The sequence below is a fragment of the Micromonospora sp. CNZ303 genome, assembly GCF_004345505.1.
The window spans coordinates 114,667-139,744 of the sequence record NZ_SLVT01000011.1; the positions used below are offsets into that span (position 1 = coordinate 114,667).

The 25,078-nt window shown below is 73.6% G+C and carries 22 protein-coding genes; 11 read left to right on the forward strand and 11 right to left on the reverse strand.

What is annotated here, in order from left to right; all coding sequences use genetic code 11:
- The first annotated feature begins 116 nt into the window (after positions 1-116).
- Positions 117-797 carry a hypothetical protein gene (locus tag EV374_RS18815; protein ID WP_207914351.1) on the forward strand — a complete coding sequence of 227 codons (681 nt, stop codon included), beginning with the start codon at positions 117-119 and terminating at the stop codon, positions 795-797.
- Positions 798-888: 91 nt separating this feature from the next.
- Here EV374_RS18815 and EV374_RS18820 read toward each other — a convergent pair whose 3' ends face one another.
- Positions 889-2,046 (reverse strand): acyl-CoA dehydrogenase family protein, encoded by a 1,158-nt coding sequence (locus tag EV374_RS18820; RefSeq protein ID WP_132237138.1) that lies wholly within the window; start codon positions 2,044-2,046, stop codon positions 889-891.
- Between the two features lie 174 nt (positions 2,047-2,220).
- Here EV374_RS18820 and EV374_RS18825 point away from each other — a divergent pair, with 174 nt between their 5' ends.
- Complete coding sequence (locus EV374_RS18825; RefSeq protein WP_132237140.1) at positions 2,221-3,150, forward strand: LLM class F420-dependent oxidoreductase; 930 nt, start codon at positions 2,221-2,223, stop codon at positions 3,148-3,150.
- A gap of 96 nt (positions 3,151-3,246) precedes the next feature.
- On the opposite strand, the gene EV374_RS18830 is transcribed toward EV374_RS18825, so the two are convergent.
- Positions 3,247-3,450 carry a hypothetical protein gene (locus EV374_RS18830; protein WP_132237142.1) on the reverse strand — a complete coding sequence of 68 codons (204 nt, stop codon included), beginning with the start codon at positions 3,448-3,450 and terminating at the stop codon, positions 3,247-3,249.
- Positions 3,451-3,525: 75 nt separating this feature from the next.
- Here EV374_RS18830 and EV374_RS18835 point away from each other — a divergent pair, with 75 nt between their 5' ends.
- From EV374_RS18835 to EV374_RS18850, 4 genes are all read left to right on the forward strand, one after another.
- Positions 3,526-4,080 (forward strand): hypothetical protein, encoded by a 555-nt coding sequence (locus EV374_RS18835; protein WP_132237144.1) that lies wholly within the window; start codon positions 3,526-3,528, stop codon positions 4,078-4,080.
- Positions 4,077-5,336, forward strand: a complete 1,260-nt coding sequence (locus EV374_RS18840; protein ID WP_132237146.1) for an FAD-binding protein — start codon at positions 4,077-4,079, stop codon at positions 5,334-5,336. Before EV374_RS18835 ends, EV374_RS18840 begins: the two co-directional genes overlap by 4 nt.
- Positions 5,337-5,463: 127 nt before the next feature.
- Positions 5,464-6,963 (forward strand): hypothetical protein, encoded by a 1,500-nt coding sequence (locus EV374_RS18845; protein ID WP_132237148.1) that lies wholly within the window; start codon positions 5,464-5,466, stop codon positions 6,961-6,963.
- Entirely contained in the window at positions 6,956-7,657 is a 702-nt protein-coding gene (locus EV374_RS18850; RefSeq protein WP_132237150.1) for an NUDIX hydrolase, read from the forward strand. Before EV374_RS18845 ends, EV374_RS18850 begins: the two co-directional genes overlap by 8 nt.
- 55 nt (positions 7,658-7,712) lie before the next feature.
- Here EV374_RS18850 and EV374_RS18855 read toward each other — a convergent pair whose 3' ends face one another.
- The 3 genes from EV374_RS18855 to EV374_RS18865 form a co-directional block, all read right to left on the reverse strand.
- Complete coding sequence (locus tag EV374_RS18855; RefSeq protein WP_132237152.1) at positions 7,713-8,855, reverse strand: site-2 protease family protein; 1,143 nt, start codon at positions 8,853-8,855, stop codon at positions 7,713-7,715.
- Between the two features lie 207 nt (positions 8,856-9,062).
- Positions 9,063-9,266 carry a cold-shock protein gene (locus EV374_RS18860; protein WP_132237154.1) on the reverse strand — a complete coding sequence of 68 codons (204 nt, stop codon included), beginning with the start codon at positions 9,264-9,266 and terminating at the stop codon, positions 9,063-9,065.
- 305 nt (positions 9,267-9,571) lie between these two features.
- A complete protein-coding gene (locus EV374_RS18865; protein WP_132237156.1) occupies positions 9,572-9,892 on the reverse strand; it encodes a MerR family transcriptional regulator in 321 nt (106 codons plus the stop codon).
- A 1,005-nt stretch (positions 9,893-10,897) separates the two neighbouring features.
- Here EV374_RS18865 and EV374_RS18870 point away from each other — a divergent pair.
- Positions 10,898-12,025, forward strand: a complete 1,128-nt coding sequence (locus EV374_RS18870) for a DUF3103 family protein (protein ID WP_486485838.1) — start codon at positions 10,898-10,900, stop codon at positions 12,023-12,025.
- Positions 12,026-12,054: 29 nt separating this feature from the next.
- The gene (locus EV374_RS18875) at positions 12,055-14,151 is read left to right on the forward strand and encodes a prolyl oligopeptidase family serine peptidase (protein WP_486485839.1); all 2,097 of its coding nucleotides are present in this window, start codon (positions 12,055-12,057) and stop codon (positions 14,149-14,151) included.
- A 61-nt stretch (positions 14,152-14,212) separates the two neighbouring features.
- Here EV374_RS18875 and EV374_RS18880 read toward each other — a convergent pair whose 3' ends face one another.
- The 3 genes from EV374_RS18880 to EV374_RS18890 form a co-directional block, all read right to left on the reverse strand.
- Positions 14,213-15,106, reverse strand: coding sequence for a L,D-transpeptidase family protein (locus tag EV374_RS18880; RefSeq protein ID WP_132237372.1), 894 nt, complete (start codon positions 15,104-15,106; stop codon positions 14,213-14,215).
- A 98-nt stretch (positions 15,107-15,204) separates the two neighbouring features.
- Positions 15,205-16,653: an alpha-amylase gene (locus tag EV374_RS18885; RefSeq protein ID WP_132237160.1), complete on the reverse strand. Its 1,449-nt coding sequence runs from the start codon at positions 16,651-16,653 to the stop codon at positions 15,205-15,207.
- A 312-nt stretch (positions 16,654-16,965) separates the two neighbouring features.
- On the reverse strand, positions 16,966-17,466 hold the full coding sequence (locus tag EV374_RS18890) for a YcxB family protein (protein WP_132237162.1): 501 nt from the start codon (positions 17,464-17,466) through the stop codon (positions 16,966-16,968).
- A gap of 164 nt (positions 17,467-17,630) precedes the next feature.
- On the opposite strand from EV374_RS18890, the gene EV374_RS18895 reads away from it, so the two are divergent.
- The 3 genes from EV374_RS18895 (at position 17,631) to EV374_RS18905 (ending at position 21,266) form a co-directional block, all read left to right on the forward strand.
- Positions 17,631-18,056: an NUDIX hydrolase gene (locus EV374_RS18895; RefSeq protein WP_132237164.1), complete on the forward strand. Its 426-nt coding sequence runs from the start codon at positions 17,631-17,633 to the stop codon at positions 18,054-18,056.
- A 193-nt stretch (positions 18,057-18,249) separates the two neighbouring features.
- The gene (locus EV374_RS18900) at positions 18,250-19,803 is read left to right on the forward strand and encodes a ferric reductase-like transmembrane domain-containing protein (RefSeq protein WP_486485840.1); all 1,554 of its coding nucleotides are present in this window, start codon (positions 18,250-18,252) and stop codon (positions 19,801-19,803) included.
- Positions 19,800-21,266, forward strand: coding sequence for an NADH-quinone oxidoreductase subunit NuoF family protein (locus EV374_RS18905; protein ID WP_132237166.1), 1,467 nt, complete (start codon positions 19,800-19,802; stop codon positions 21,264-21,266). The genes EV374_RS18900 and EV374_RS18905 overlap by 4 nt, the downstream gene beginning before the upstream one ends.
- Positions 21,267-21,289: 23 nt before the next feature.
- On the opposite strand, the gene serS is transcribed toward EV374_RS18905, so the two are convergent.
- The 3 genes from serS to EV374_RS18920 all read right to left on the reverse strand — a co-directional run bounded on the left by serS (position 21,290) and on the right by EV374_RS18920 (position 25,031).
- Positions 21,290-22,573: a serine--tRNA ligase gene (gene serS / locus EV374_RS18910; protein WP_132237168.1), complete on the reverse strand. Its 1,284-nt coding sequence runs from the start codon at positions 22,571-22,573 to the stop codon at positions 21,290-21,292.
- Positions 22,574-22,682: 109 nt separating this feature from the next.
- Complete coding sequence (locus EV374_RS18915) at positions 22,683-23,759, reverse strand: DNA polymerase III subunit beta family protein (protein ID WP_132237376.1); 1,077 nt, start codon at positions 23,757-23,759, stop codon at positions 22,683-22,685.
- A gap of 90 nt (positions 23,760-23,849) precedes the next feature.
- Complete coding sequence (locus EV374_RS18920; protein WP_132237170.1) at positions 23,850-25,031, reverse strand: saccharopine dehydrogenase NADP-binding domain-containing protein; 1,182 nt, start codon at positions 25,029-25,031, stop codon at positions 23,850-23,852.
- Between the last annotated feature and the right edge of the window lie 47 nt (positions 25,032-25,078).

A 25,078-nucleotide genomic window follows, 5' to 3' on the forward strand; every position in this document is an offset into this window, starting at 1 on the left:
TCATGAGGTCCATCGATGGTGGTATAAGATCCGTCGGATCGTGCGCAGGCCCGCTCGTGCGCCTCCTGGTGCGATGTCCACCGAGCCCGCTGCGCCAGGACAGCCATGGAGATCATGTGAAGTTCAGTCGTCGTCTCGCCCCTGCGATGGCCGCCCTCGTGCTCGCGGTCGGCGCCGTGGTCGCGCCGGCCGGCGCCGCACAGGCGCATCCGGCAGCGGACACGGTAAACGTCTATCCGCCGATCCAGGGTTCGTCCACCTGGGACCGGTTCGGTCTCTCCGGGCCGACCTCGCACCACATCGTCTTCGGCCACTGGGGCTACCCCAACGACTGGGCCGTCGACATCTACCGCAACCCGGGCGCCACGATCGTCTCGCCGTTCGGCACCAAGACCGCTTCCGGGCACCCGGTCGCCGTCAAGGTGGTCACCGTCCAGGCCGGCTGCGCGACCCGCAATCTCGCCGACGGCGGCTACCGCATCGGGCTCGAGGCCCGGGACACCACGACCGGGCAGATCCTCGGCCGGGCGGACGTGATGCACGTGAACAAAAAGCCCGGTGGCATCGTCGTCGGCGCCTCGGTCGGTCCGTGGACCAAGCTCGGCGAGACGGGCCGCTTCCGCTGGTCCAGCTGCTACCAGGTCAACGGTGACAGCGGGGTCCACATCCACCTCGAAGTCATCAACCAGCACCGCTACTCGTGCTACGTGTCCCGTGGTGCGAACACCGCCCTGACCGACCTGACCGTGGTGGGCAAGGTCGGCGTGCACTACACGGGGCAGCGGCAGCGCTGCTGACCCGTCGATGGACGGCGGGCGGGTGCCCAGGCTCCGGCCGGAAGCCGGGACACCCGCCCGGGTAGGGCGCCCGCGTGGGCTTCACCCAGGGTCAGTAGGCCAGCTCCACCGGCCGGCCGAGCACCCGCGCGCCGTTGTTGGCGAGCCAGCCCTCGGCCGCCGCCGCGTGCTGGCTGAACGTGTGGATGTCGCGGAACCGGCGCTGCAACGGTGACGAGTCCCGGGCCGCCCCGCCGCCGGCCGCCCGGTAGCAGGTGTCGACCGCGGCGGCTGCCCGCTCCGTCACCCAGGGCAGCGCGGCGGAGATCCGTGGGTGCAGCGCGGGGATCGCCGCCGGATCGGCGGCGCAGGCGGCCCAGAGCTCGTCGGCCAGGTCCCGCAGCAGCGCCCGGGCGGCCCGTACGTCCAGGTCGGCGCGGCCGAGCTGAAGGCGGAAGGCCGGCGAGTCGGCGAGCGACTGCCGGGCGTAGAGCCGCTGCCGGCCGCCCTCGAGCAGCGCGACCATGTCGTCCAGCGCGCCCTGCGCGATGCCGACCGCCACCGCGCCGAGGTGCAGGACGAAGTGGACCAGCGGCGCCACGAAGCCCGGCCCCGGTACGCAGGGCACGCCGGTGAACAGGTCGAAGCTCTCCTCCGTGGGGCAGAAGGCGTCCGCCACCTCGATGTCGTGGCTGCCGGTGCCGCGCAGGCCGAGCACGTGCCAGGTGTCGTGCACGGTGACCCGGGAGGCCGGGAAGAGCATGGAGCGCATCGCCGGCGGTGCCTCCGCCGGCCCGGCGTCCCCGGCCAGCACGCAGTTGCCGAAGATCCAGTCGGCGTGCCGGGCGCCGCTCGCGAACGCCCACCGGCCGGTGACCCGGAAGCCGCCGTCGACCGGTTCGGCGTGCCCCTGCGGGGCGAACCCGCCCCCGACGACCACGTCCGGCCCGTCGGCGTAGACCTTGTCGAACCGGTCGCGGGAGAGCATCGCCACCAGGTGCGGCGTCTCGGCGCCGATCATCACCGTCCACCCGGTGGAGCCGTCGGCCCGGGCCAGCGACTCCAGCACCCGCAGCCCGGTGCGCAGGTCCGCCTCGTACCCGCCGTGGCTGCGGGGGACGAACATCCGGAAGCAGCCGGCCGCCCGCAGCGAGTCGAGCAGATCGGCGGGCAGCCCCCGGGCCGCCTCGATCTCCCCGGCCCGGCGGGACACCTCCGGGAGCAGCGCGTCCACCGCCCCCGTCAGCCCGTCGGGGTGCTGGTCCTCCATGGGTTCCTCCTCGCCTCGTCGCTCGGCCTCCACTCTGGACCGGCGGGCGACCCGGGGCCAGGCTCGCCGCTATCGGATCCCCGCCACTTCGCGCGATGGGCATCCACCCGGTGCCGCCGCCCGGGGAAGGGCCGGAACGGCACGCCGACCCGGCCCGCTCCCTATGCTCGAAGCATGGAACTGCGGATCTTCACCGAACCTCAGCAGGGCGCGACGTACGACGACCTGCTCGCCGTGGCCCGCTGCGCGGAGGAGGCCGGCTACGGCGCCTTCTTCCGTTCCGACCACTACCTGAAGATGGGCGCGGTGAGCGGCGACCCCGGCCCGACGGACGCGTGGACCACGCTCGCCGGCCTGGCCCGGGACACCCGGCGGATCCGGCTGGGCACGCTGATGACCGCCGCCACCTTCCGGCTGCCCGGCCCGCTGGCCATCACCGTCGCGCAGGTCGACCAGATGAGCGGCGGCCGGGTCGAGCTGGGCATCGGCACCGGCTGGTACGCCGAGGAGCACACCGCGTACGGGATTCCCTTCCCGTCGCTGGGGGAGCGCTTCGACCGGCTGGAGGAGCAGCTCGCGGTCGTCACGGGGCTCTGGGCGACGCCGCCCGGCGCGACCTTCGACTTCGCCGGGACGTACTACCCGGTCAGCGACTCGCCCGCACTGCCGAAGCCGGTGCAGGACCCGCGCCCACCGATCCTGCTCGGCGGCATGGGCCCGAAGCGCACGCCCCGCCTGGCCGCCCGCTACGCCGACGAGTTCAACCTGCCGTTCGCCTCGGTCGAGGACTCCGCCGCCCAGTTCGACCGGGTCCGGGCCGCCTGCGCCGAGACCGGCCGCGACCCGGGCGAGCTGCGCTGGTCCAACGCCCTGGTGCTCTGCTGCGGGCGGGACGACGCCGAGGTGGCCCGCCGGGCCGCCGCGATCGGCCGGGAGCCGGACGAGCTGCGCGAGAACGGCCTCGCGGGCACCCCCGCCGAGGTGGTCGACAAGATCGGCCGGTACGCCGAGATCGGCAGCGAGCGGCTCTACCTCCAGGTGCTCGACCTGGCCGACCTCGACCACCTGGAGCTGGTCGCCGCCGAGGTGAAGCCCCAGCTCTGAACCGGCGGGCAACCGCCGCCCCACCACCGCGTCGACCTCCTGCGCCGACGACGGCGGGAAGTCGCGCGCGGGGCGGCGGCCCCGTCGTGCCGGCCGTCAGGCGTGGCCCACCTTGGGCGCCGGCCCCGGATGGGGCACCGGGCGTGGCGGGGGCGTCGGCGGCGGCGCCGGCTTGGGGCGGGGCGTGGTGCCCGCCGGGTACGCCCCGGCCGACGACATTTGTCCGATGCCGGTCGGGTCGATCTCCTCCTCGGAGGGGAACACGTCGCCCCGCGGGGCGGGATCACGGTAGCTGCTCATCGGCGTAGGGTTCCCCGACGGGGGCGCGGTAACCGTGCCCGATCGACCGGTTTCCGTCCCGCCGGTGCTCGTCGGATGATGCGTCCCGACGACCACGGTGTCGAACGGGGGTACGACATGGAACTGCACCGCAACCGGGGGGCGTTGGTGCTGCCCCTGGCCTGCGTGATCGGGGGCGCGGTGCTGCTGGCGCTGCCGGGGGAGCACGTGCTGCTGCGCCGGCTGGTCGCCGTCGGCGCCGTGCTGCTGGGCGGGGGCGTGCTGGTCGGCCTGCTGCGCCCGTTCCGGTTCGTCATCGGCGCCGACGGCCTGAACGTCCGCCGACCCGGGCTGCGCCGCACGATCGAGTGGACGGAGGTGGCGGCGCTGGCGCTGGCCCGGCCGCCCGCCCGGCAGGGGCTGCCGTCGACGCCTCGACTGCTGCTGGTCCCCGCGCCGGGCGCGCTGGCCGACCTGCCGGCCGACGCGCACCACCCGGTCGACGGCCGGGCCGCGGTGGAGCTGCTGGACCTGGCGCGGGTGCGGGAGAGGCCCGCCGAGGTGGCGGCGGCGCTGACCCGGCACGCCGGGGACCGTTTCGTCGACGCGCTCGGCGGGGCCCCGGCCGCCGACCGCCACCGCACCCCGTGACCACCGCCGGGGCCGGGCCGCGGCACAACTGGGCGGGCAACGTCCGCTACGCCGCCCGCCGCCACCACCGCCCCTCCTCGCTCGACGAGCTGCGCCGGCTGGTGGCGGGCAGCGACCGCCTCCGGGTGGTGGGCACCGGGCACTCGTTCAACCGCCTCGGCGACACCACCGGCGACCTGGTCTCGCTGGCCGGGCTGCCCGCGACCGTCGCGCTCGACCCGGACCGCCGGGCCGTCACCGTGCCGGCCGCCATGCGGTACGGGGACCTCGCGGCCTGGCTGCACGCGCGCGGACACGCCCTGGCCAACCTCGCCTCGCTGCCGCACATCTCGGTCGCCGGGGCGGTCGCCACGGGCACCCACGGCTCGGGGGAGACGATCGGCAACCTGGCCAGCGCGGTCGCCGGCCTGGAACTGGTCACCGCCGGCGGCGACCTGCTGACCGTGGACCGGGCGGCCGACGGGGACACCTTCGCCGGGATGGTCGTGTCGCTGGGCGCGCTGGGCGTCGTCACCCGGGTCACCCTGGACGTGGTGCCGACCTTCGAGATCCGCCAGCACGTCCGCCTCGGCCTGTCCCGCGCGGCGCTGGACGCGGCGTTCGCCTCGGCGTACAGCGTCAGCGTCTTCACCGACTGGCGGTCGCCGCGGCTGCGGGAGGTGTGGGTGAAGCAGCGCGCGGACGCGGCCCCGCTACCGGCGGACTGGCTCGGCACGACGGCGGCCGACGCGCCGCGGCACCCGGTGCCGGGCATGCCCGCGCGGAACTGCACCCCGCAGCTCGGCGAGCCGGGCCCGTGGCACGAACGGCTGCCGCACTTCCGGCTGGGGTTCACGCCCAGCAGCGGGGCGGAGTTGCAGTCGGAGTACCACGTGCCGCGCGGCTCGGCGTCGGCGGCGCTGGCCGCGCTCGATCCGGTGGCGCACCTGATCGCGCCGGTGCTCCAGGTCTGCGAGCTGCGGGCGGTGGCCGCCGACGGGCTGTGGCTCAGCCCGAACCACGGGCGGGACAGCCTGGCCATCCACTTCACCTGGACCGCCGACGCGGCGGCGGTGCTGCCGGTGGTGGCGGCGGTGGAGCAGCGGCTCGCGCCGTTCGCGCCGCGCCCGCACTGGGGGAAGGTCTTCGGCCTCGCCCCGGCGGCGGTCGCCGCGGCCCTGCCCCGGTACGCCGACTTCCTCGACCTGGCGTGCCGGCTCGACCCGGCCGGCACGTTCCGCACCGACCTGCTCGACGCGTACCTCCCGCGGCCCTGACGGGCGGAGGCCGGGGGAGCGGTCCGGTCAAGTGTCGGATGTTTGCCTCGGCGCGTCCGACGGCTTTCCGACAACCGGGTTCCCGTGGTTGCCTCTGACGACCCAGTCGTGTCCACAGAGGAGAAACATGTCCCCGGATCTGGCCGGCGCCGGCGACCGGTTGACGCCGATCGACAACCGCGACCTCGCCCCCATCACCGTCGTGGCCCAGTGCCTGGACAACCAGTGGGTGACCCAGGACCTGCTCGAACGGATGCTGAGCCGGCGGCTGTCGTACCGGGACGTCGAGCGCTCGCGTCGACGCGACGCGCGCGCCGAGTACCTACGCTCGATCCTCAACGCCGAGCAGGTCGTGGTGAACCGGGCGTACTTCTTCAACAACCCCGTCGTCCACCAGGACTTCACCACCGAGGGTCCCCAGCGGGACGCCTTCCGCGCGTTGCTCGACGAGAGCGTGCTCGTTCCGTTCCTGCTGTCCGAGCGCACTCCGGTGGCGGAGCCGCGGTTCGGCGTCGACTCGGCGGGCTGGTCGGCGTGGGTACGCGTGCTCGACGAGGTCGACACCGTCCGTTGCCTGCGCCTGTCCTGGGACGACGCGCAGAACCGGCTGCTCACCGAGCGCTGCATCATCGCCGAGTTCCGTCGCTTCCTGCTCCAGCTGCCGGCGTTCAACCTGGCGGAGCTCCAGCGGGACCTCCGGCTGGACGACGACAGCCTGCCGCTGCTCAAGCGCCGGTTGCAGGAGGTGGCTATGTGGGCCCTCAGCGCCGAGCAGGCCGACCGGGAGGGCTTCTACCGGGAGTTCCTGATGGAGCCCGACACCAACCCGGCCGACGGGATGTTCCGCGCCGGGCCCCTGGTCGCCGAGCTCAAGCAGCTCGTCGACCTGCGCTACAACACGGCCCTGCCGGACGCCGTCGACGGCTTCGCGCTCATCCCGGCGGACTCGCTGCGCCGCACGGCGATGCAGGAGTACCGGCGGGAGCGGCCCCCGGAGCGCGACATGGACGACCTGCTCGGCCTGCTGCGGACGCTGCGGCCGTACGCCTTCGACCTGGTGCAGCTCCCGCTGCGGATCGACCTGACCGGCCTCGAACTGCACCACGTGCACCAGGCCCGCCGGACCGACGAGTGGCGGGGGTACGTGGAGAGCCTCCGGGCCCTGCTGGACGAGCCGCTCGACTTCGTCACCCGCTCCCAGCAGGTGTACGACCGCTACGTCGCACTGGCCCGGCGGCTCACCGACATCGTGGGCGAGCGGCGGCTGGACCGGATCAACGCCTGGGAGCCCGTGATCCGGGTGACCGTCGAGGTGATGGGGAGCAGCGTCTCGATCGTGTTCGACGGCGACCCACGGGTGGAACTGGTCGGGGAGGTGGCCACCGAGGTCGCCGCGCGCGGGGCGACGGCCGTCGTCCGGTTCGCCGTGGTGGGGCGGGACCAGCGGCGGGCGGGGCGCGAACTGGGCACCGGTATCGACGTCATGCGGGTACGTCTCCAGCGGGCCGGGGAGGATTGGCGGGAACTCGTGCGCCGGCTGCGGGAGATGGGCTTCCCGGTGTCGGACGGCGACGAGGAGGGCAACGAGGCGAACATCGACCGGCCGGAGGGGGACGACGGTGACTGACGAGCGGGGCGAGTACGCCGAGCTGCGCAGGCGGCGGCCCGAGTACTTCACCAACCCGCCGGACGCGGCGGTCGAGATCCTCGACGGGGTGGAACAGGTGGCGGCGGCGGAACGCGCCAAGGCGGCGGCGCTGCGGGCCCGTGGCCTGCCGGTCGAGTGGAGCCGGACGGGGGTGGTCTACCGGGACGAGTACGTGACGCTGCTGCGCGACCCGGTCCGCCTCCCGGGCGGGGCCGTCGGGACGTACGTCCGGAAGCTGCCCACGGGCGGCGCCGACGGGGTCGTGCTGCTGCCGGTGCTCGACGGCGGGGTCGTGCTGGTCGAGCACTTCCGGCACGCCACCAGGCGTTGGCACCTGGAGGCGCCCCGGGGGTTCGGCGAGGCCGGGGTGGCCGCCGAGGAGCAGGCCGTCCGGGAGCTGCGCGAGGAGCTGGGGGTGGCGCCGACCCGCCTGGTCGACCTCGGTGAGGTGCACCCCGACACCGGCACCGCGACCGACGCCGTCCGCCTCTATCTCGCCGAGATCGCCGAGCTGGGGCCGGTCGGCGCGGCGGAGGGCATCCGGGCGCCCCGGGCCCACCCGCCGGCGCGGGTCGGCGAGCTGATCAGCGACGGGACGATCACCGACTCGTTCACCATCGCCGCCTGGACCCGCGCCTGGCTGCGCGGGCTGCTGGCGGCCGGGACGCGCTGATCCCGCGACCGTCCGGTGCCGGCCGCCCGTCCGTTCCCCGGCGGCCCGCTCCCGGTCAGTGCCGGTTGCCGGCCATCTGATCGCGGAGGCTGCCGCGCTGCACCGCCCGGCTGATGTCGCTCGGCGAGACGATCCCGACGAGGCGGCCGTCGGCCACCACCAGCGCGCGGCCGTCGGCGCACTCGCTGAGCCGGGGGAGCAGTTCGTTGAGCGGCTCGTCCGGCCGGGCGAGCACCAGCTCGTCGGCGCGGCAGGCCACCTCGGCCAGCGTGGTGCCGGCCCGGCGGTCCGCCGGGATGCCGCGCACCCGGTCGAGGGTGACCAGGCCGACGGGCCGGTCGTCCTCGGTCAGCGGCAGCGCCGTGTGCCGGTACGCGAAGAGGTAGTGGTCGACGAAGTCGCCCACCGTCATCTGCCCCGACGCGGTCTGCGGCTGCGGCGTCATCACGTCGGCCACCCGGATGCCCTGAAGCGCGCTGCCCATCCGGGCCTGCCGCTCCTCCATGCCGGCGGCGCCGATCAGGAACCAACCGATCAGGGCCAGCCACAGCCCGCCGAAGCCGACGCCGGCCAGGAACTGCCACAGCCCCAGCCCGATCAGCACCGCGCCGAGGACCCAGCCGGCCCGGGCGGCGACGACCGAGGCCTTCGTCCGGTCGCCGGTCGCCTTCCACACGGCGGCGCGCAGCAGCCGCCCGCCGTCCAGCGGGGCGGCCGGCAGCGCGTTGAAGACCGCCAGCAGCACGTTGATGCCGGCCAGCCAGGCCAGCGAGCCCAGCAGCAGCCCCTGCACCCCGGCCACGGCGAGCACGACCGCGATCGCGCCGAAGAAGAGCCCGATCAGCAGGCTCACCAGCGGGCCGACGCCGGCGATGCGCAGCTCCGCGCCCGGGTCGCGCGCCTCGCCGCGCAGCTCGGCCACCCCGCCGAAGAGCCAGAGGGTGATCCCGCCGACCTCCAGCCCGTTGCGCTTGGCGACGATCGCGTGAGACACCTCGTGGGCGAGCAGGCCGAGGAAGAAGACCACCGCCGCCGCGAGCCCCGCCAGGACGTACGCGGCGACCGGCCGGTCCGGGTAGGCCCGGGGGAACTGGTTGGCCGACAGCCCCCAGGCGATCAGCGCGAAGATGACCAGGACGCTCCAGTTGACCCCGACCGGTACGCCCGCGATCCGGCCGAGCCGGAAACTCGCCCTCATGTTTCGGGTACTACCCGCGATCGTCGCGCCCATGCCAGTTCGGAAGGCCATGCTGGCCGATGCCGCGACGGGCGGACCGTCCGATTACGAGGTCCTGGCCGGTTGCTGCGCCGGAACTCGGCGTGGTCAGCGCTCAGGCCCACCGCCAGCGGAAATGACGGACGGCGGCCCGCTGAACCAGTCGGGCCGCCGTCCGCAGAATGGGGATCAGAGCGAGCGGATGTTCTCCGCCTGCGGGCCCTTCTGGCCCTGGGTGATGTCGAACTCCACCCGCTGGTTCTCATCGAGGCTGCGGAAGCCACTCGATGCGATCGCGGAGAAGTGGGCGAAGACGTCGGGGCCGCCGCCGTCCTGGGCGATGAAGCCGAAGCCCTTGTCGCCGTTGAACCACTTCACGGTACCTGTAGCCATGTCTGCTCCTTCGCAGGCTGTTGGAGACCGCACGGTGTGCGGACTCTTGCGCCGCCGCGTTGATCGCCCGCGCCGAACCGACACGACAAACGAAAAGAGCGCCTGGATGAGGTTTCAGATAACCCCATCAGGCGCCGGAAACGTCTACGGAAATCAAAACTGCAACAAGGAGACCGTAGCACAGGCGGGTAACAGCCCCTGGTCTCCCTGCGTGTGTCCCTGTCCTGGCGGCGCGACATCCGCAGGTTCTTCGGGGTGCGGCAGACGGTCCTTCTCGTGGTGGAGAAGGACCGTGCGGCGCGGGGTCAGGTAGCGCCGGCCTGCTGGCGGCACTGGTGGTCGCGGTTGTGCTGGAGGGCCTCTTCCAGCTGGTCTTCGAGGATGATGATCCGGCAGGCGGCTTCGAGGGCGGTGCCCTGGTCGACCATCTCCCGGGCCCGTGCGGCCAGGCGCAGTTGGTAGCGGGAGTAGCGGCGATGTCCGCCGGCGGAGCGGAACGGGATGATCAGCTTCGCCTCGTCGAGGCGGCGCAGGAAATCCTGCGAGGCGCCCACGATCTCGGCGGCGCGGCCCATGGTGTAGGCGGGGTAGTCGTCGTCGTTGAGCATGTCGTCGGGTTGGGCCATACATTCCTCTTCGCGAACGAGGGCCCCGGCGCAACACGCGCCGGGGCCCAGGGTTACGGGTTGAGTACACCATCCACCGACAGGTTCGTCGGGTTCTCGTTTCCGCACCGTGCCGCTATCGGCAGGCGGTGCGAGGATCGCATAAGCGTGACCGGAGACCACCTCACGTTCGATGGGACTACGGCGTCCACCTCAGAACTTGCACTACGTCCTGACAGTGGGCGATCCAACGGCGTCCAGCCCTCCCTTTCCTCTTCTTGCATTGCCTACGGTTGCTGTCCGCCGATGCCGGAGCCCCACGCGACTTCATGGCCCCGCACATGTGCGGCGGATCCTTGCTGCATCAGGCGGAGCCCCGAACCTTGCATCGGCCCTGCCTGCGGTCTGCCCTGACCTGGAGTTACGTCAAGGTCTTGTCCTGCACTTGCCGTGTTGCGCGCGGTGATGTGGTTCCACCGCAGTTGCCGAGCGGGCCGCGAGAAGTTCCGGGCCCTGCTTCGACGCTCCTGCTCTCGTCAGCGTCTTTAACCGATCTCTGTCGTCAACGGAGGCAACACTACCCAGCCCCACCAAGAATGTCTAGTCTCGGGAGACCAGATTTTCTCGGCCGCTGATCGCGGGTTTCCCCACCGTGCCGCCGGCCCGCGGGGATGTGCGCCCGGCGACGCGCAGGTCGGCCAGCGCTTCGAGATGACCCGCGCGGTACGCGAGGTGCTGCGGGGGCGGACCCGCCGGTCAAGCTCACCGAGCGCGCGTCGACCCGCCTGGAGCGCGAGGAGAAGCTGCACCTCGTCCGCCCCGGCGGCGCCGTCATCGTGCGCGAGGACGGCGGCGACCTGCGCCGCCGAAGCCGGTCCGGTTCGTGGCTGTCTGAGCTGCGGTACGTAATCAACTGCTTACGGCGACGTTGACGGCTCCCCCGTGGACGTATACCTATTTAGTCATCGTCGTCAATCTTTCGGTCGCCGCCACGAGCCGATGGCCGGGAGACGCAGAGGAGTCCATGTGAACCGACGCACCTTCCGCCGCGCCGTCCTGTCACTCGGCATCGCGACGACCACCCTGGTCGCAGCGACCGGCACCCCGGCGTACGCCCGGCCCGACCACCCCGCACCGGCCCCGGCGGTCGCCAGCCCGGTGTTCGCCATCACCGACGGCGTGGCCCGTCAGGTGGCCCTCACCGGTCGGTCCGAGCTGACCCGGTTGGGCGGCTCCGCCGTGAACGGCCCGGTCGACCTGCTCGCCGCCGGCGTCGACGCCCGGCTCGCCGGCCAACTCCGCGCCGCCAACCAGCGACTGCTGGTCGCCAAGGGCCTGCCGGGCGGCACCGGCTCGCTGTTGCGGTTGCGGCTGGCCCACCCGGACATGCGCGCGGCGCTGGCCCGCGGCGAAGCGCCGCTGGTGGCCGCCACCCCGCCCGACGACTCGGCGACGAGCGTGACCGCCTACGACCGCTCCGGCGGCACGGTGGTGCTGGATGCCACACGGGTGCCGCGGCAGCCGGTGCTCGTGGTGGACGTGGACACCGAGCGGGCGCTCACCGCGGGGCTGGCGATGATGCGCCAGGAGCTGGGCGAGAGGGGCATCGGCCGGGCGGCTCCGGCGCGTCCGGCGACCCGCGCCTCCGGGGCGACCGCGTCGGCCGGTTACTGGGCCACCAAGGTCGACGCGGTCCGGCTGAGCGACGACGAGGAGCCCTGGATCAAGGGGGACGCGGAGATCTACAACCTCGTGGCCGGGTTCGGGTTGGACGGCAAAGTCAAGGTCGACCTCGTGCAGATGCCGTACCTGGATCACGACGGCACCACCTACCAGCCGAACCAGTTGCTGGTGCACTTCTCCTCGTACAAGTACAACCTGGCCGACGTGGTCATGATGGAGGACGACGGGGACACCAACTACGCGGCCCTGGTCAAGGCCATCGCGGGCGCCCTTCTGGTGATCGTGGACGGTGGCGCGTACACCCCGGTGGTCAACGCGATCCTCGACGCCATCCCCACCTCCTGGTACACCGACGACCCGGACTTCGTGGACGCCTGGTACACCCTGAGCACCGCCAGCAGCGGCCGGAAGTACGGCGCCGCCGCCAACGGCTGGATGGACCTCTCCCCGTACTGGGTCGCGCAGTTCTGACCGGGCCGCTCTTCGGGCATAGTGGCGGGGTGGCGAGGTTGACCGTGGAGACCGACGATCCGTACCTCTGGCTGGAAGATCTTGATGGTGCGGACGCCGCGCGGTGGGTGCGGGACCGCAACGCGGAGACCGTCGCCGCCCTGACCGGCGGCGACGCCTTCGCCGCCCTGCGCGCCGGGTTGCGGGAGGTGCTCGACGCGGACGACCGCATCCCCTACCCCGGGTGGCGCGGCGACCACCTCTACTACAACTTCTGGACCGACGCGGTGCGCCCGCGCGGGGTCTGGCGACGGACGACCCTGGAGCAGTACCGCCGGCCGGAGCCGGAGTGGGACGTGCTGCTCGACCTGGACGCGCTGGCCGCCGAGGAGGGCGAGAACTGGGTCTGGGGCGGGGCGACGGTCCTGCGGCCCGGCTACGGGCGCGCCCTGGTCAGCCTCTCCCTGGGCGGGGGCGACGCGGTCGTGGTGCGGGAGTTCGACCTCGACCGCCGCGTCTTCGTCGAGGACGGCTTCACGCTGCCCGAGGCGAAGAGCGACGTCTGCTGGATCGACGTCGACCACGTCTACGTCGCCACCGACTTCGGGCCGGGCTCGCTGACCTCCTCCGGCTATCCGCGCCTCGCCAAGCGGTGGCGGCGGGGCACGCCGCTCGCCGAGGCCGACGTCGTCTACGAGGGGCACGCGGACGACGTCGTCGTGTACGCCACGCACGACCCCACGCCGGGGTTCGAGCGCGACTTCGTGGGCCGCCGGCTGGACTTCTACCGTACGGAGAATTCCCTCCTGACCGGGGCGGGCGAGCGGGTCCCGATCGCCGTGCCGGAGGACGCCCAGTGGGACGTGCACCGGGAGTGGCTGCTGATCCGGCTGCGCTCGCCGTGGCCGGTGGCCGGGGTGACCCACCCCGCGGGCGCCCTGCTGGCGACCCGGTTCGACGCGTTCCTCGCCGGTGGGCGGGAGCTGACGGTGCTCTTCCGGCCCGACGACCGTACGGCGCTCAGCGGCTGGTCCTGGACCCGTAACCGGCTGATCCTGGCCACCCTCGTCGACGTGCGCAGCCGGCTGGAGGTGCTGACGCCCGACGGCGAGGGCTGGCGGCGGGAGCCGCTGCCCGGGGTGCCGGAGTTCGACCACAGCGAGATCGTGGACACCGACCCGGACAACGACGACGCCTACCTGCTCGCCTCGGAGGGGTTCCTCCAGCCGGCGACGCTGCGCCTCGGGCAGGTCGGCGGGGCGGTCGAGACGCTCAAGCGGGCGCCGGCGTCCTTCGACGCGGACGGCCTGGCGGTACGCCAGTTCTTCGCCACCTCGGCCGACGGCACGCGGGTGTCGTACTTCGTGGTCGGGGACCCGGACGCGCCCGCCGGTCCGACGCTGCTCACCGGCTACGGCGGGTACGAGATCTCCCTGACCCCGGGCTACAGCGGGATGATCGGCCGGGGATGGCTGGCCCGGGGCGGCACGTACGTGGTCGCGAACATCCGGGGCGGCGGGGAGTACGGCCCCCGGTGGCACCGCGCCGCGATCCGGGAGAACCGGCCCCGGGCGTACGAGGACTTCGCGGCGGTGGCGGCGGACCTGGTGGCCCGGGGCATCACCACGCCGGAGACGCTCGGCATCGAGGGCGGCAGCAACGGTGGGCTGCTGATGGGCGTGATGCTGACCCGCCATCCGTCGCTCTTCGGGGCCGTCGTCGCGCACGTGCCGTTGCTCGACATGCGGCGCTACCACCGGATGCTGGCCGGCGCCTCGTGGATGGCCGAGTACGGCGACCCGGACGTGGCGGCCGACTGGGAGTTCCTGCGCGGGTACTCGCCGTACCACAACGTCGACGGCGACCGGGCGTACCCGCCGGTCCTGCTCGTCACCTCGACCCGCGACGACCGGGTGCATCCCGGGCACGCCCGCAAGATGGCGGCCCGGCTGCGCGAGCACGGCCACGACGTGTCCTACTACGAGAACGTCGAGGGCGGGCACGGCGCGGCGGCGAACAACGAGCAGCGTGCCTTCGTCTGGGCGCTGACGCTGGAGTTCCTGTGGCGCAAGCTGGCCGGGCAGACGCGCCCGCCCCTGCCGCGCCGGTCCTCGCCGGCCGCCCTGGACGAGCGGGTCGCTCCCTGACCCGAGGGCGACGCGATCCGGGGACCTGCCGGCCGGCCGTGGGTGCCGGCGAACGGAACCGTCAGGCCGTCGGGGGCGGGGTGGGCAGCTCGTCGACCACCACCACCTCGCTGCCGGGGCGCACCTCGGCCAGCAGTTCCCGCTGGCCGCTCCTGGTGAGCCGGATGCAGCCGTTCGTGGTGTTCCGGCCCAGCTCGCCGTCGTGGTACCAGCTGTGGATGCCGATGTGCGCCCCGCGCAGGCCGGCCGGCACCGAGTCGGGGTCGTCGGGCACCGAGCCGAGGGCGTAGATGTCGACGCCCCCGTACACGCTCTGCGGCGGCGGGGTGCGGCCCAGGATGAAGGTCCGGCCCAGCGGGGTCTCCTGGCCGCGCTGGCCGAGGCTGACCTCCCAGCTGCGCACGGCCCGGCCGGCGCGGTACCAGGTGAGGCGGTGGTGCCTGCGTTCGATCACGATCTGGTCGGCCAGCGCCACGGTGGTGTGGCCGCCGGGCGGCAGCCAGGCGAGCGTGCGGTTGGCCGACGGGAGCAGCACCGCCGTCCAGCCGGCCCGCCGCTGGGCGATCGGCATGGTCAGCTCGACGCCGCTGATGGTGGGGTCGAGGAACGCCAGCGGCCGGCCGCCGGGGGCGGTGTAGGCGGCGATGCGGCGGGTCGGGTGCAGGCCCTCGGTCAGCGGCGTGGTGTCCATCGTGTCCCGATCGGCCGGGAAGCCGGTGGGCGCCGGGCCGTAGTCGACCACCGGCAGGTCGTCCGGCGCGGGCGCGGCGACGGGTACCCGCTCCGGCGCGGCGCTGGTCGGGGCCGCGCCGGTCGGCGCGGGTGGCCCGACGACGACCGGCGGCGCGGTGGGCTCGGCCCCGGGGGTCAGCATCCAGCCGGTGGCCCCGCCGGCCAGCAGGAGCAGGGGTACGCCGACGGCGGCGGCCAGCGCGCGGACGTGTCGCCGGTTCATTCGGTCAAAACACACAAACTAACTGTAACGGGTGAACGGCGGCGAAACCCCGTCCCGGCCGGAATGCCGGTCGGGACGGGGTCCGCAGAGGTGGAGCCTCAGCTCAGTCGCGCGCCCACGTGGATGGCGATCGCGTCGTGCGCGGGCACGTTCGCGGCGAACCAGCCGCCGCCGTCCACGGTGATCACCGGCCCGCTGCACGTGCCGTTGCTGAAGGTGCCGTGGACGACGTCGCAGTAGCGGCCGGCCGGCAGCCCGCTCTGGTAGGACCGGCCGTTGACCGCGGAGTCCTCGTCGTTGATCGTGACGTAGCCCTTGCCGGACCGGCCGAAGGCGATGTGGTTGTTGCCGTTGTCGTACCAGTTGACGACGCCGGCGCCCTCGGTGGCGTTGCGGAAGCCGACCATGTTGGCGATGACCGGCCAGCGGTGCTCGCACTCCCACCCGGAGTAGCAGGTGGCGTTCAGGGTCCGCCCGGAGCCGTCCGAGGGCGGGCCCTGGTCGCGCTGGCTGAACGTGTAGCTCGACATCACCGTCGGGGAGCCGTACGGCCAGGCGAGCATGAACGCGTTGGCCAGCGCGTAGATGCCCCGGTCGCGGTAGGTCAGCACCCCGCCGACGTCGCGCTGCGTGTCGTGGTTGTCCACGAAGACGGCCGCCGACGCGCTGGGCAGGTGCCCCCAGCCCTCGCCGAAGTTACGCAGGTAGGCGAGCTTCTCGGAGCGGAAGACCCGGGCCAGGTCCTTGCCGTAGCGGAACTCGTGCACGTCGCCGTTGCCGGTGTACTCGCCCGGCTGGATCGGCTCACCGGCGCCGTGGATGACCTCCTGCACGATGTACGCCGAGCGGGACAGCTTGCCCCTGATGGCGGCGATGTCGGCGGCCGGCATGTGCTTGCTGGCGTCCATCCGGAAGCCGTCGACGCCCAGGGAGAGCAGGTCGTTGAGGTAGCCGGCGATCTTCGTCCGGACGTAGTCCGACTCGGTCTTCAGGTCGGCGAGGTTGACCAGCTCGCAGTTCTGCACCTCCCACCGGTCGTTGTAGTTGGCGATGTCGTCGCCGCCGTTGCGGCCGCAGTGGTGGAAGTCCTGCGTCTGGTAGATCCCCGGATAGTCGTAGTGCCCGTACGCCGAGCCGGCCCAGCCGGTGCCGCCGTTGTCCTGCCCGGACATGTGGTTGACGACCGCGTCGACGACCACCCTCACCCCGGCGGCGTGGCAGGTGTCGACCATGGACTTGAACTGCGCGCGGGTGCCCTTGCGGGACTCGATCCGGTAGCTGACCGGCTGGTACGCCAGCCACCACTGCGTGCCCCGCACGTGCTCCTGGGGCGGCGAGACCTGCACCCAGCCGTAGCCCTTCGGGCCGAGGGTGGTGCGGCACTCGGTGGCCACCGACGACCAGTTCCACTCGAAGAGGTTGGCGATGACCTTCTTGCCGCCTGCCGGGGCCGCGCCGGCCGGGGGAGCGGTAGCGGCGGTGGGGACGATCAGGCCGGCGATCACGCCGAGGGCGACGATCGCCGACAACCGTCGATGTCTCTGCATGGAGGACTCCTGACGGGGTCTGGGGGACGGGGTGGTGGCGAGGCCGGGAGGCCCGGGTGCTGCCAGGATCTTGCAGTACGGCTTGAAAATTTCCGAAAGGTTACAAGCGCATTGCAAGCGCTGTCAATGCATGGGCATGCGTGAATGCCTCGGCCTGCCGGGGTCGCCTCGTCATCGCGGCCGAGCGGTCAGGTGGTTGCGTCGAGCCAGCGCGGCTCCGCAGACACCATGGCAGCCTGCCATCCCCGCCCAACCAGGGAGCAGCGGCACCGGCAGGCGTCGAGAGAGGTGCCGGCTCGGCCTGAGACCCCGTCAGGTGGAGCCGACGAGCAGCCCGCGATCGGCCATGAAGGCTCGCAACGTCTCCGCGTCCTCAGCGGACATCAAGCGGCGTGGGATCACGGTCGCCGGCATCCGGCCGACGTACACGATCCAGAACTCGGGGGTGTCCCGCACCCGGGCCACCCCGTCCCAGGCGATACCGCCGGACTCCGAGCCGCTGCGCATCATGATGTTGTCGTCGGTGATGTCGTAGGCGCCCTCGACGGCGTAGCGACCGGAGCGACGCCGGGCCCGCCACTGCACCCAGGGCGAGTACAACATCGACAGCAGGCCACCCAGGACCATCGCCATGCACAGCGACGAGACCCGGTCACCCCACGAGAACCCCCGCGAGACGGCAAATCCGACCGCCCCGACCGCCACCAGCGCCGCACCGACGTAGCCGAACTTACGCAACCGAACACTGCCGAGCGCAGCGGCCACGCGGCCCGGGTAGGCGGGATCGGCGGGGACGTCGAAACGGATGTGCACGTCAGAACGATAGTGCCCCCTACCGTTCGTCTGCAGCGCCTGACTCGCACCGGCCGGCCGGATCGTCCGTCGTCAGCGGTACGACCTCGACGCACCGGCCGGGATGACCTTCTCACCTGCCTCGTTGCCGCGGATCGGCTTACGACGGGTGGCACAATGCGCCTGTGTCGATCTCCGCGGAAGGCTCTCCCAAGGCTCGCATCGTCACGGGGTTGCTGCGGGACGACAACCGGGTGCTGCTGTGCCACCGATCTCCTCAGCGTCGTTGGTATCCCGACGTCTGGGACATGCCCGGTGGGCACGTGGATCCCGGGGAACTGCCCGGCGCGGCACTTGCCCGGGAGCTTCGAGAGGAGCTGGGCATCGACATCGCGGCGCCGTCGGGTCCGCCCGTGCACGAGGTTCATGCCGACACGTTCGACATGCAGATCTGGCTGATCGAGGCGTGGACGGGGTCTCCGGTCAACGCCGCGCCGGACGAACACGACGCCATCGCGTGGTTCACCGAAGACGCGCTTGGAGAACTGTCCCTGGCTCATGACAGCTACCTCGCGTTGTTCAGCAAGGTCCTCGGCGAGCATCGAGCCTGACCACGACCGGACACGCGCTCCTCAAGAGCAGGGGACGCCGAGCGGCCCGCCAGCCGCCGACCGAGGTTCAGTGGCGTAGACCCTCTGAAGATCACACGTGGGCCTCCGCTTCGGCGCCGGCGCGCGGAATTTCCGCGCGCCGGTGATCCGTCCGCCCTGTCGGTCCGTACTCGATGGGGAACAGGGCCGGCCGGTGGTGCGCCGCCGCGAGACGATCGAGGAGCAGATGGCCCGGGCACAACGGAACCAGAAGCCGCCCACCGTCCGGACCACCAGCACCAGCCGGGGGGCCCGCACCCGGTCCCGGCCCGCGGTGGCCCTGCTGACCCTCTCGGCGCTCGCCGTGCTGTGGGCCGCCACCATGCTGACCGGCGCCGGCTCGGCCGCGTACGCGTACGGCTTCTTCTTCACCGAGTTCTTCGCCGGGGTCGTCGCCCTCGTGGCGTTGAGCCTCACCGTGATGATGGGGCTGCTCGCCACCGACCGGCTGGTGCTGCTGATCCGGCACCGGGTGCTGCTCCAGTCCGCGCACCGGGCCGCCGGCATCCTCGGCGTCGCCGGGCTGGTCTTCCACGTGCTCACGAAGATCGCCACCGGCCGGGCGGCGAGCACCGACGCGGTGGTCCCCTTCGTCGGTGGACGGGGCCTCTACGTCGGCCTCGGCACGGTGGCCGCCCTGCTGATGGTGAGCGTGCTCTGGACCGGTGTCGTCCGGGCCCGCTTCGCCGGGGTCGGACCGAAGTGGCTCTGGCGCACCCTGCACTCGGCCGCGTACCTCTCCTGGCCGTTCGCCATCGTGCACGGGCTCAACGCCGGGCGGCCCGCGAAGCCCTGGGTGCTGCTGAGTTACCTCGCCTGCGTCCTGCTGGTCGTGCTGGCGCTGCTGGTCCGCCTCTCCGTCAGCCTCGGCCGGCGCCGCCGGGAGCAGCACCAGGCCGCCGCGATGAACCAGGCCCTGGCCGGGCGGCCGGCCGAGGACGCCCCGCGCCGGTCGCTGTTGCGGGGCCGGACCCGACGCGCCGACCGTCCGGCGGAGCCGGAGCGGCGCGCGGGGACCTGGGCCGGCGCCACGATCGCCGGTACCACGGTCACCGGCACCTGGTCCGCCCCCGCCGCGCCGCGCCGCGACCCGGAGCGGTTCACCGTGCCGGCCGTGCCCGAGCCCGGCACGATCCGCGACCCGGCACGCCCCCGCCGACGTGCGGCGGAACTCGCCCCGGCCGGTCGGCGCCGAGGCGAGGAGGAGCCCGCGTCGATCAGTTTCCGACGCGAGGAGGAGCCCGCATCGGCTGGCCGCCGGCGGGGCGAGGAGGAACCCGTCCCCACCGGCCGCCGCCGCGCCGGCGAGAGCACTCGCCGGGACCGTGCGGAGCGGGACGGGGCGCGGCGAGTGGTCTCGCCGCCCCGCCGCCGGGAGGAGGCTGAGGAACCCTGGGACAGCCCCCGACGCTGGGAGACGAGCGACCCGATCTCCGCCGGTCCCGTGTCCGCCGCGCCGCGCAGCGGCGGCGGCCGGCACAGCGTCGAGGACGACCGGGACCTCGAACCGGACTACTGGCGGCCCCCGGTCCGGTACGTCCCCGAGGAGGTCCCGCTGCCGGCCGACGACACCCCGACCCTGGTCGACCTCGCGTCCCGGCGGGCACGCCGGGCCGCCGGCGAAAGCCGGTCGGTGCGCCGCCGCCGGGTCAACGCCGACGCCGTCGACGGGGCGTACTGGGCCGGGCTGCGGGGTGAGGCGAGGTGATCCGGACGACCGTGCCTCCGGTGGCGTGCGTCGGCGAGCCCCGGCTCACCGCCGGCTTCGCCGAGTTCGGCCGGCTCGACCTGCCCGCCCACGAGGAGGTGCACGGGCCGGTCGGGCCGATGGAGCCGGCCACCCTGCTCCGGCTCGCCGAGGGCGTACAGCTCAAGGGCAAGGGCGGCGCGGGCTTCCCGTTCGCGAGGAAGCTCCGCGCGGTCCTGGAGTCCTGCGAGCGGCGGGACCTCCCGGCGGTGGTGGTGGTCAACGCCACCGAGGGGGAGCCGGCGAGCTGGAAGGACAAGGTGCTGCTCACCCGGGCCCCGCACCTGGTCCTCGACGGCGCCGCGCTGGCCGCGTACGCGCTGGACGCCGAGGAGATCGTCGTCGGGGTGGCCGACGACGGGGTGGGCCGCGACTCCCTGACCGAGGCGCTGGAGGAGCGCCGGATGCCGGCGCCGACGAGCATCGTCACCGTGCCGCACCGGTTCATCTCCGGCGAGGGCGGAGCCCTGGTCAACGGCATCAACGGCCTGCCGCACATCCCGCCGGGCACCAAGCGCCGCTCCAGCGACTCCGGCGTCGGCGGCCTGCCCACCCTGCTCTCCAACGCCGAGACGTACGCCCAGCTCGCGGTCGCCGCCCGGCTCGGCCCGTACGAGTACGCGGCGCTCGGCACCGACGACGAGCCCGGCACCGTGCTGCTCACCGTCACCGGCGCGGCGGGACGCCCGGCGGTGGTGGAGTGCGCGGCCGGCACCGCGCTGCGCGAGATCCTCGACCTGTGCGAGGTGCCGGACGGGCCGGGCATCCTGACGGGCGGCTACCACGGCAGGTGGATCACCCGGGAGGCGGCGGACCGGGCGGAGATCTCCCGCAAGGGGCTGGCCGCCGTGGGCGGCACCCTCGGCGCGGGCATCCTCGTCCCGCTCGGCGCGGACACCTGCCCGCTCGGTGAGGCCGCCCAGGTGGTGCGCTACCTGGCGGGCGAGTCCGCGGGGCAGTGCGGCCCGTGCCGGATGGGCCTGCCCGACCTGGCCCGCGCCGTCGACCTGGCGGTCTCCGGCAGCGCCCCGGTGGACGTGGTCCGCGCCGCCGCCGGCGACGTGAAGGGGCGCGGGGCGTGCAGCCACCCCGACGGTACGGCCCGGTTCGCGCTCTCCGCGATGGAGGTGTTCGCCGAGGACCTGCGGCTGCACACCACCGGCGAGGGTTGTGGCCGGCGGGTCCGGGCGGTGATGGGCCTGCCGGACGCCCCCGACCCGAACCCGCAGCGGCTCACGCTGGACTGGTCCCGCTGCGACGGGCACGGGCTGTGCGCGCACGTGGTGCCGGACTTCATCCGGCTCGACGGGAACGGCTACCCCGCCTTCCCGCCCACCCCCGTGCCGACCTGGCTGCGCGAGGGCGCGCGCAAGGCGGTCAAGGTCTGCCCCGAACTCGCGCTGCGACTCACCCCCGCCCCCTGAGGGGGGCGGGGGCGGCCGGCGGGTCAGCGGGGGGTGAGGCGGTCGGTGCCCAGGCGGGCCTGGAGGACCTCGGGGACCAGCACCGAGCCGTCGGGCTGCTGGAACTGCTCCAGGATGGCAGGGAAGAGCCGGCTGGTGGCCAGCGCCGACCCGTTGAGGGTGTGCACGAAGCGGGTCTGCTTGCCGCCCGGCTCGCGGTAGCGGATGGCCGCCCGGCGCGCCTGGTAGTCGCCGGCCCAGGAGACCGACGACACCTCCTTGTACTTGCCGGTGCTCGGCATCCACACCTCGATGTCGAGGGTCTTCTTCATCGACGCGCTGGCGTCGCCCGCCGACAGCAGGGTGCGCTGGTAGTGCAGGCCCAGCTTCTCGACCAGGCTCTCCGCGTGCAGGAGCATCTCCTCCAGCGCGGCGTCGGCCTGCTCCGGCAGGCAGAACTGGAAGATCTCCACCTTGTTGAACTGGTGGCCCCGGACGGTGCCCCGCTCGTCCGAGTGCGAGCCGGCCGCCTCGCGGCGGTAGCAGGGGGTGTACGCGAACGCCTTCAGCGGCAGCTTCGCCGTCTCCAGGATCTCGTCCTGGTAGGCCCCGAGGATCGCCGTCTCCGAGGTGGGCAGCAGGAACTGCCCGCGCGGGGCGGACTCCCGGTCCAGGTGGTAGACGTCGTCGTAGAACTTCGGGAACTGACCGGCGGCGAAGCCGGCGGTGTCCAGCAGCAGGTGCGGCGGGAGCAGGAACTCGTAGCCGGCGCTGATGTGCTCGTCGACGAAGAAGTTGAGCAGCGCCCACTCCAGCCGGGCGCCCATGCCCGTGTACATCCAGAAGCCCGAGCCGCCGAGCTTGACCCCGCGCTCGTGGTCGACCAGGCCCAGCATCCGGCTCAGCTCGATGTGGTCGCGGACCTTCTCGATCGCCGGCGGCTCGCCGAAGGCCCGGACGACCCGGTTGGCCTCCTTGCCGCCCGGCAGCACGTCGTCGGCGGGCAGGTTGGGCAGCTCGCTCATCGCGGTGCGCAGCCGCGCCTGCACCTCGTCCAGCTCGGACTCCAGCTCGGCGAGCTGCTTGCGGCCCGCCTCCGGCGTGGAGACCTCCGGCTCGGTGCCGGCGCGCTTCGCCGCCGCGTAGGCGCGCGCCTCGGCCTTGCGGCGCTGCCGCTCGCCGTCGATGCCACTGATCAGGGCGCGGCGTTCCTGGTCGAGCCGCTGGATCTCGTCCAGGGCGCGGTTGACCTCGGCGGGATCCAGTCGCTTCGCCAGCGCGGTCGCCACCGCCTCGCGATCCTTCCGGATCAACTCCATGTCGAGCATGCTGCTCCGTACGCTCCGTCCGGACGTCGGGTGGACCCACCGATGCTACCGCCGCGGCCCGCTCGCGCCCCGGCCCGGTCTCGACGACCCTTCCTTACCCGTCAGGCGGTCAGAGCCGGATGGGCATCAGGACGGAGAACGCCTCGACGTCGTCCGGCCGGCGCACGGCCAGCGGGGCGATCGGCCCGTCCAGCTCCAGCAGCAGCTGGCCCCGGCCGGCCGCGTCGAGGGCCTCCAGCAGATAACCGCCGTTCACCCCGACGCGGAACGCGTCGGGCTCCCCGGCCAGCTCGTCCGCCCCGAGCAGCCGTACCCCGCCCCGGCCGTCCGGGCCGAGCACGGTCACCGCGAGCGGCAGGCCGTCGTGCCGCCGGGTGACGACGGGGGCGTCGGCGCTGGTCAGAGCCGCCCGCAGGGCGTCGGCGTCGACCGTCAGCCGGTGTGCCGCCCCGTCGTCGGGCGTCGGGCGGAGCAGCCGGCGGTGGTCCGGGAAGTCGTACGGCAGGGCGGCGGCGTCGACCGTGCGGCCGGCGACGGAGACGGTGATCGTGCCGGCGGCCACCGTCAGCCGGGCCTCGGGGGTGCTCCCCGCGCCGGTGTCGAGCAGGGCCCGCACCTCGTCGACGAAGGCGACCGGGGCGAGCACCCGCACCCCCGGCCCGTCGACCCGGGCGTCCGCCCGCGCGACGGCCAGCCGGTGCCGGTCGGTCGCCACCAGCCGTACGCCGTCGGCGTCGGACTCGAACAGCACGCCGGCCAGCACCGGCAGGTCGGGGTCGGCGCCGACGGCGAAGCGGACCGCGTCCACGGCGGCGGCCAGGTCGGCGCGGGACAGGACGAGACGGGTGGTCATGGCGGGCTCCCCGGGATCGATGAGCGTACGGATCCGGGAGAGCTCCCTGCGGGCGTCGGCGAGACCGTCCTCCAACCGGCGCAGGTGCGCGTCGAGCAGGCGGTGGATCTGGGCCGGCTCGGATCGCAGCGCGGCGGCGATCTCGGCGACCGGCATGCCGACCCGGCGCAGCCCGGCCACCAGCCGGGCGGGGGCCACCTGGTCGCCCGTGTACCAGCGGTAGCCGGTCACCGGGTCGACCAGGGCCGGGGCCAGCACCCCGGCCGAGTCGTAGAACCGCAGGGCGCTCACGGTCAACCCGCTGGCCCGGGCCAGCTCGCCGATGCTGCGCAGGTCGCTCTCCACGGCGCCGATCCTGTCGTCTCAACCTGGTCGAGGGTCAACCCGCGCGGGACCGGGCGGCCCGACGGTCGGGGCCTGCGCTCAGCGGGGCCGGTCCAGCACCCGGAAGGTCATCCCCGACCGCACCAGCCGGTCCAGCAGCGCGTCGCCCATCGCCGTCACCGGGGTGACCTGCCCCGCCGTGGCCGGCAGTTCGTCGCCGGCCAGGCAGAGCGCCGACTCGCCGAGCATCTTCGCCGTCTCGTCGTAGCCGGGGTCGCCGCCGGCCACCTCGGTCAGCACCCGTCGCCCGCCGCCCGTGGCGACGAACCGGACCCGGAACCAGGACTTCGCCCGCTGCTGCGGCGTCGGCCCCTGCCCGGAGGCGAGCCGGCCGAGCAGCCAGCGCCGGGTCGGCGGCAGCTTCACCAGCGCCACCAGCCCACCCAGCCCGACCCCGCCGGCCAGCACCGTGGGCAGCCGCTTCACGGCGGCGAAGTGCCGGTAGCGGAAGTCCGGCCCGTACTCCGGGCGGGCGGCGGCCGAGCGGCGGACCACCTGCGGGTCGATGGTCGGCAGCGGCACGGTCCACATGCCCAGCTCCTTCGAGCGGGCGAGGCGGCCGGGCACCGCGCGTACCCGCCGCCCGGTCGGTCGCGGCTCGACCTGCCGCCGCTCGCGGGCCGCCCGGGACGCCTCGGCGGTACGGGAGAAGGCGGTGAGCGCCGAGTGGTACGTGCCGGCGGAGAACCGCCCGCCGGCCCGGACGAAGCCGTCGACGGTGATCGGCACGTCGTCCGGGAGGTGCTTGAGCGTGAACCAGACGCCCAGGTCGTGGGGGATCGAGTCGAACCCGCAGGCGTGCACGAGCCGCGCCCCGGTGCGCTCCGCCTCGGCGTGGTGGCGCATGTACATCAGGTCGACGAACTCGGGTTCGCCGGTGATGTCGAGGTAGTCGGTGCCGGCGCGGGCGCAGGCGGCGACCAGCGGCTCGCCGTGGTGCACGTACGGGCCGACGGTGGTGGCCACCACCCGGGCGCTCTCGGCGACCGCCCGCAGCGACTCCGCATCGGTGACGTCGGCGGTGAGCAGGGGCAGCCCGGCCAGCGCCGGGTCGATGGCGGTCAGCCGGTCCCGTACGGCGGCCAGCCTGCCAGGGTTGCGCCCCGCGAGCGCCCAGCGCAGCTCCGGCGGAGCGTTGCGGGCCAGGTACTCGGCGGTCAGCCCCCCGGTGAAGCCGGTGGCCCCGAAGAGGACGACGTCGTATGTCCGCTGCTCACGCATCCACCGAGTCTGCCACCCGGCGCGGCGGGCGGGGCGGCCGACGCGGG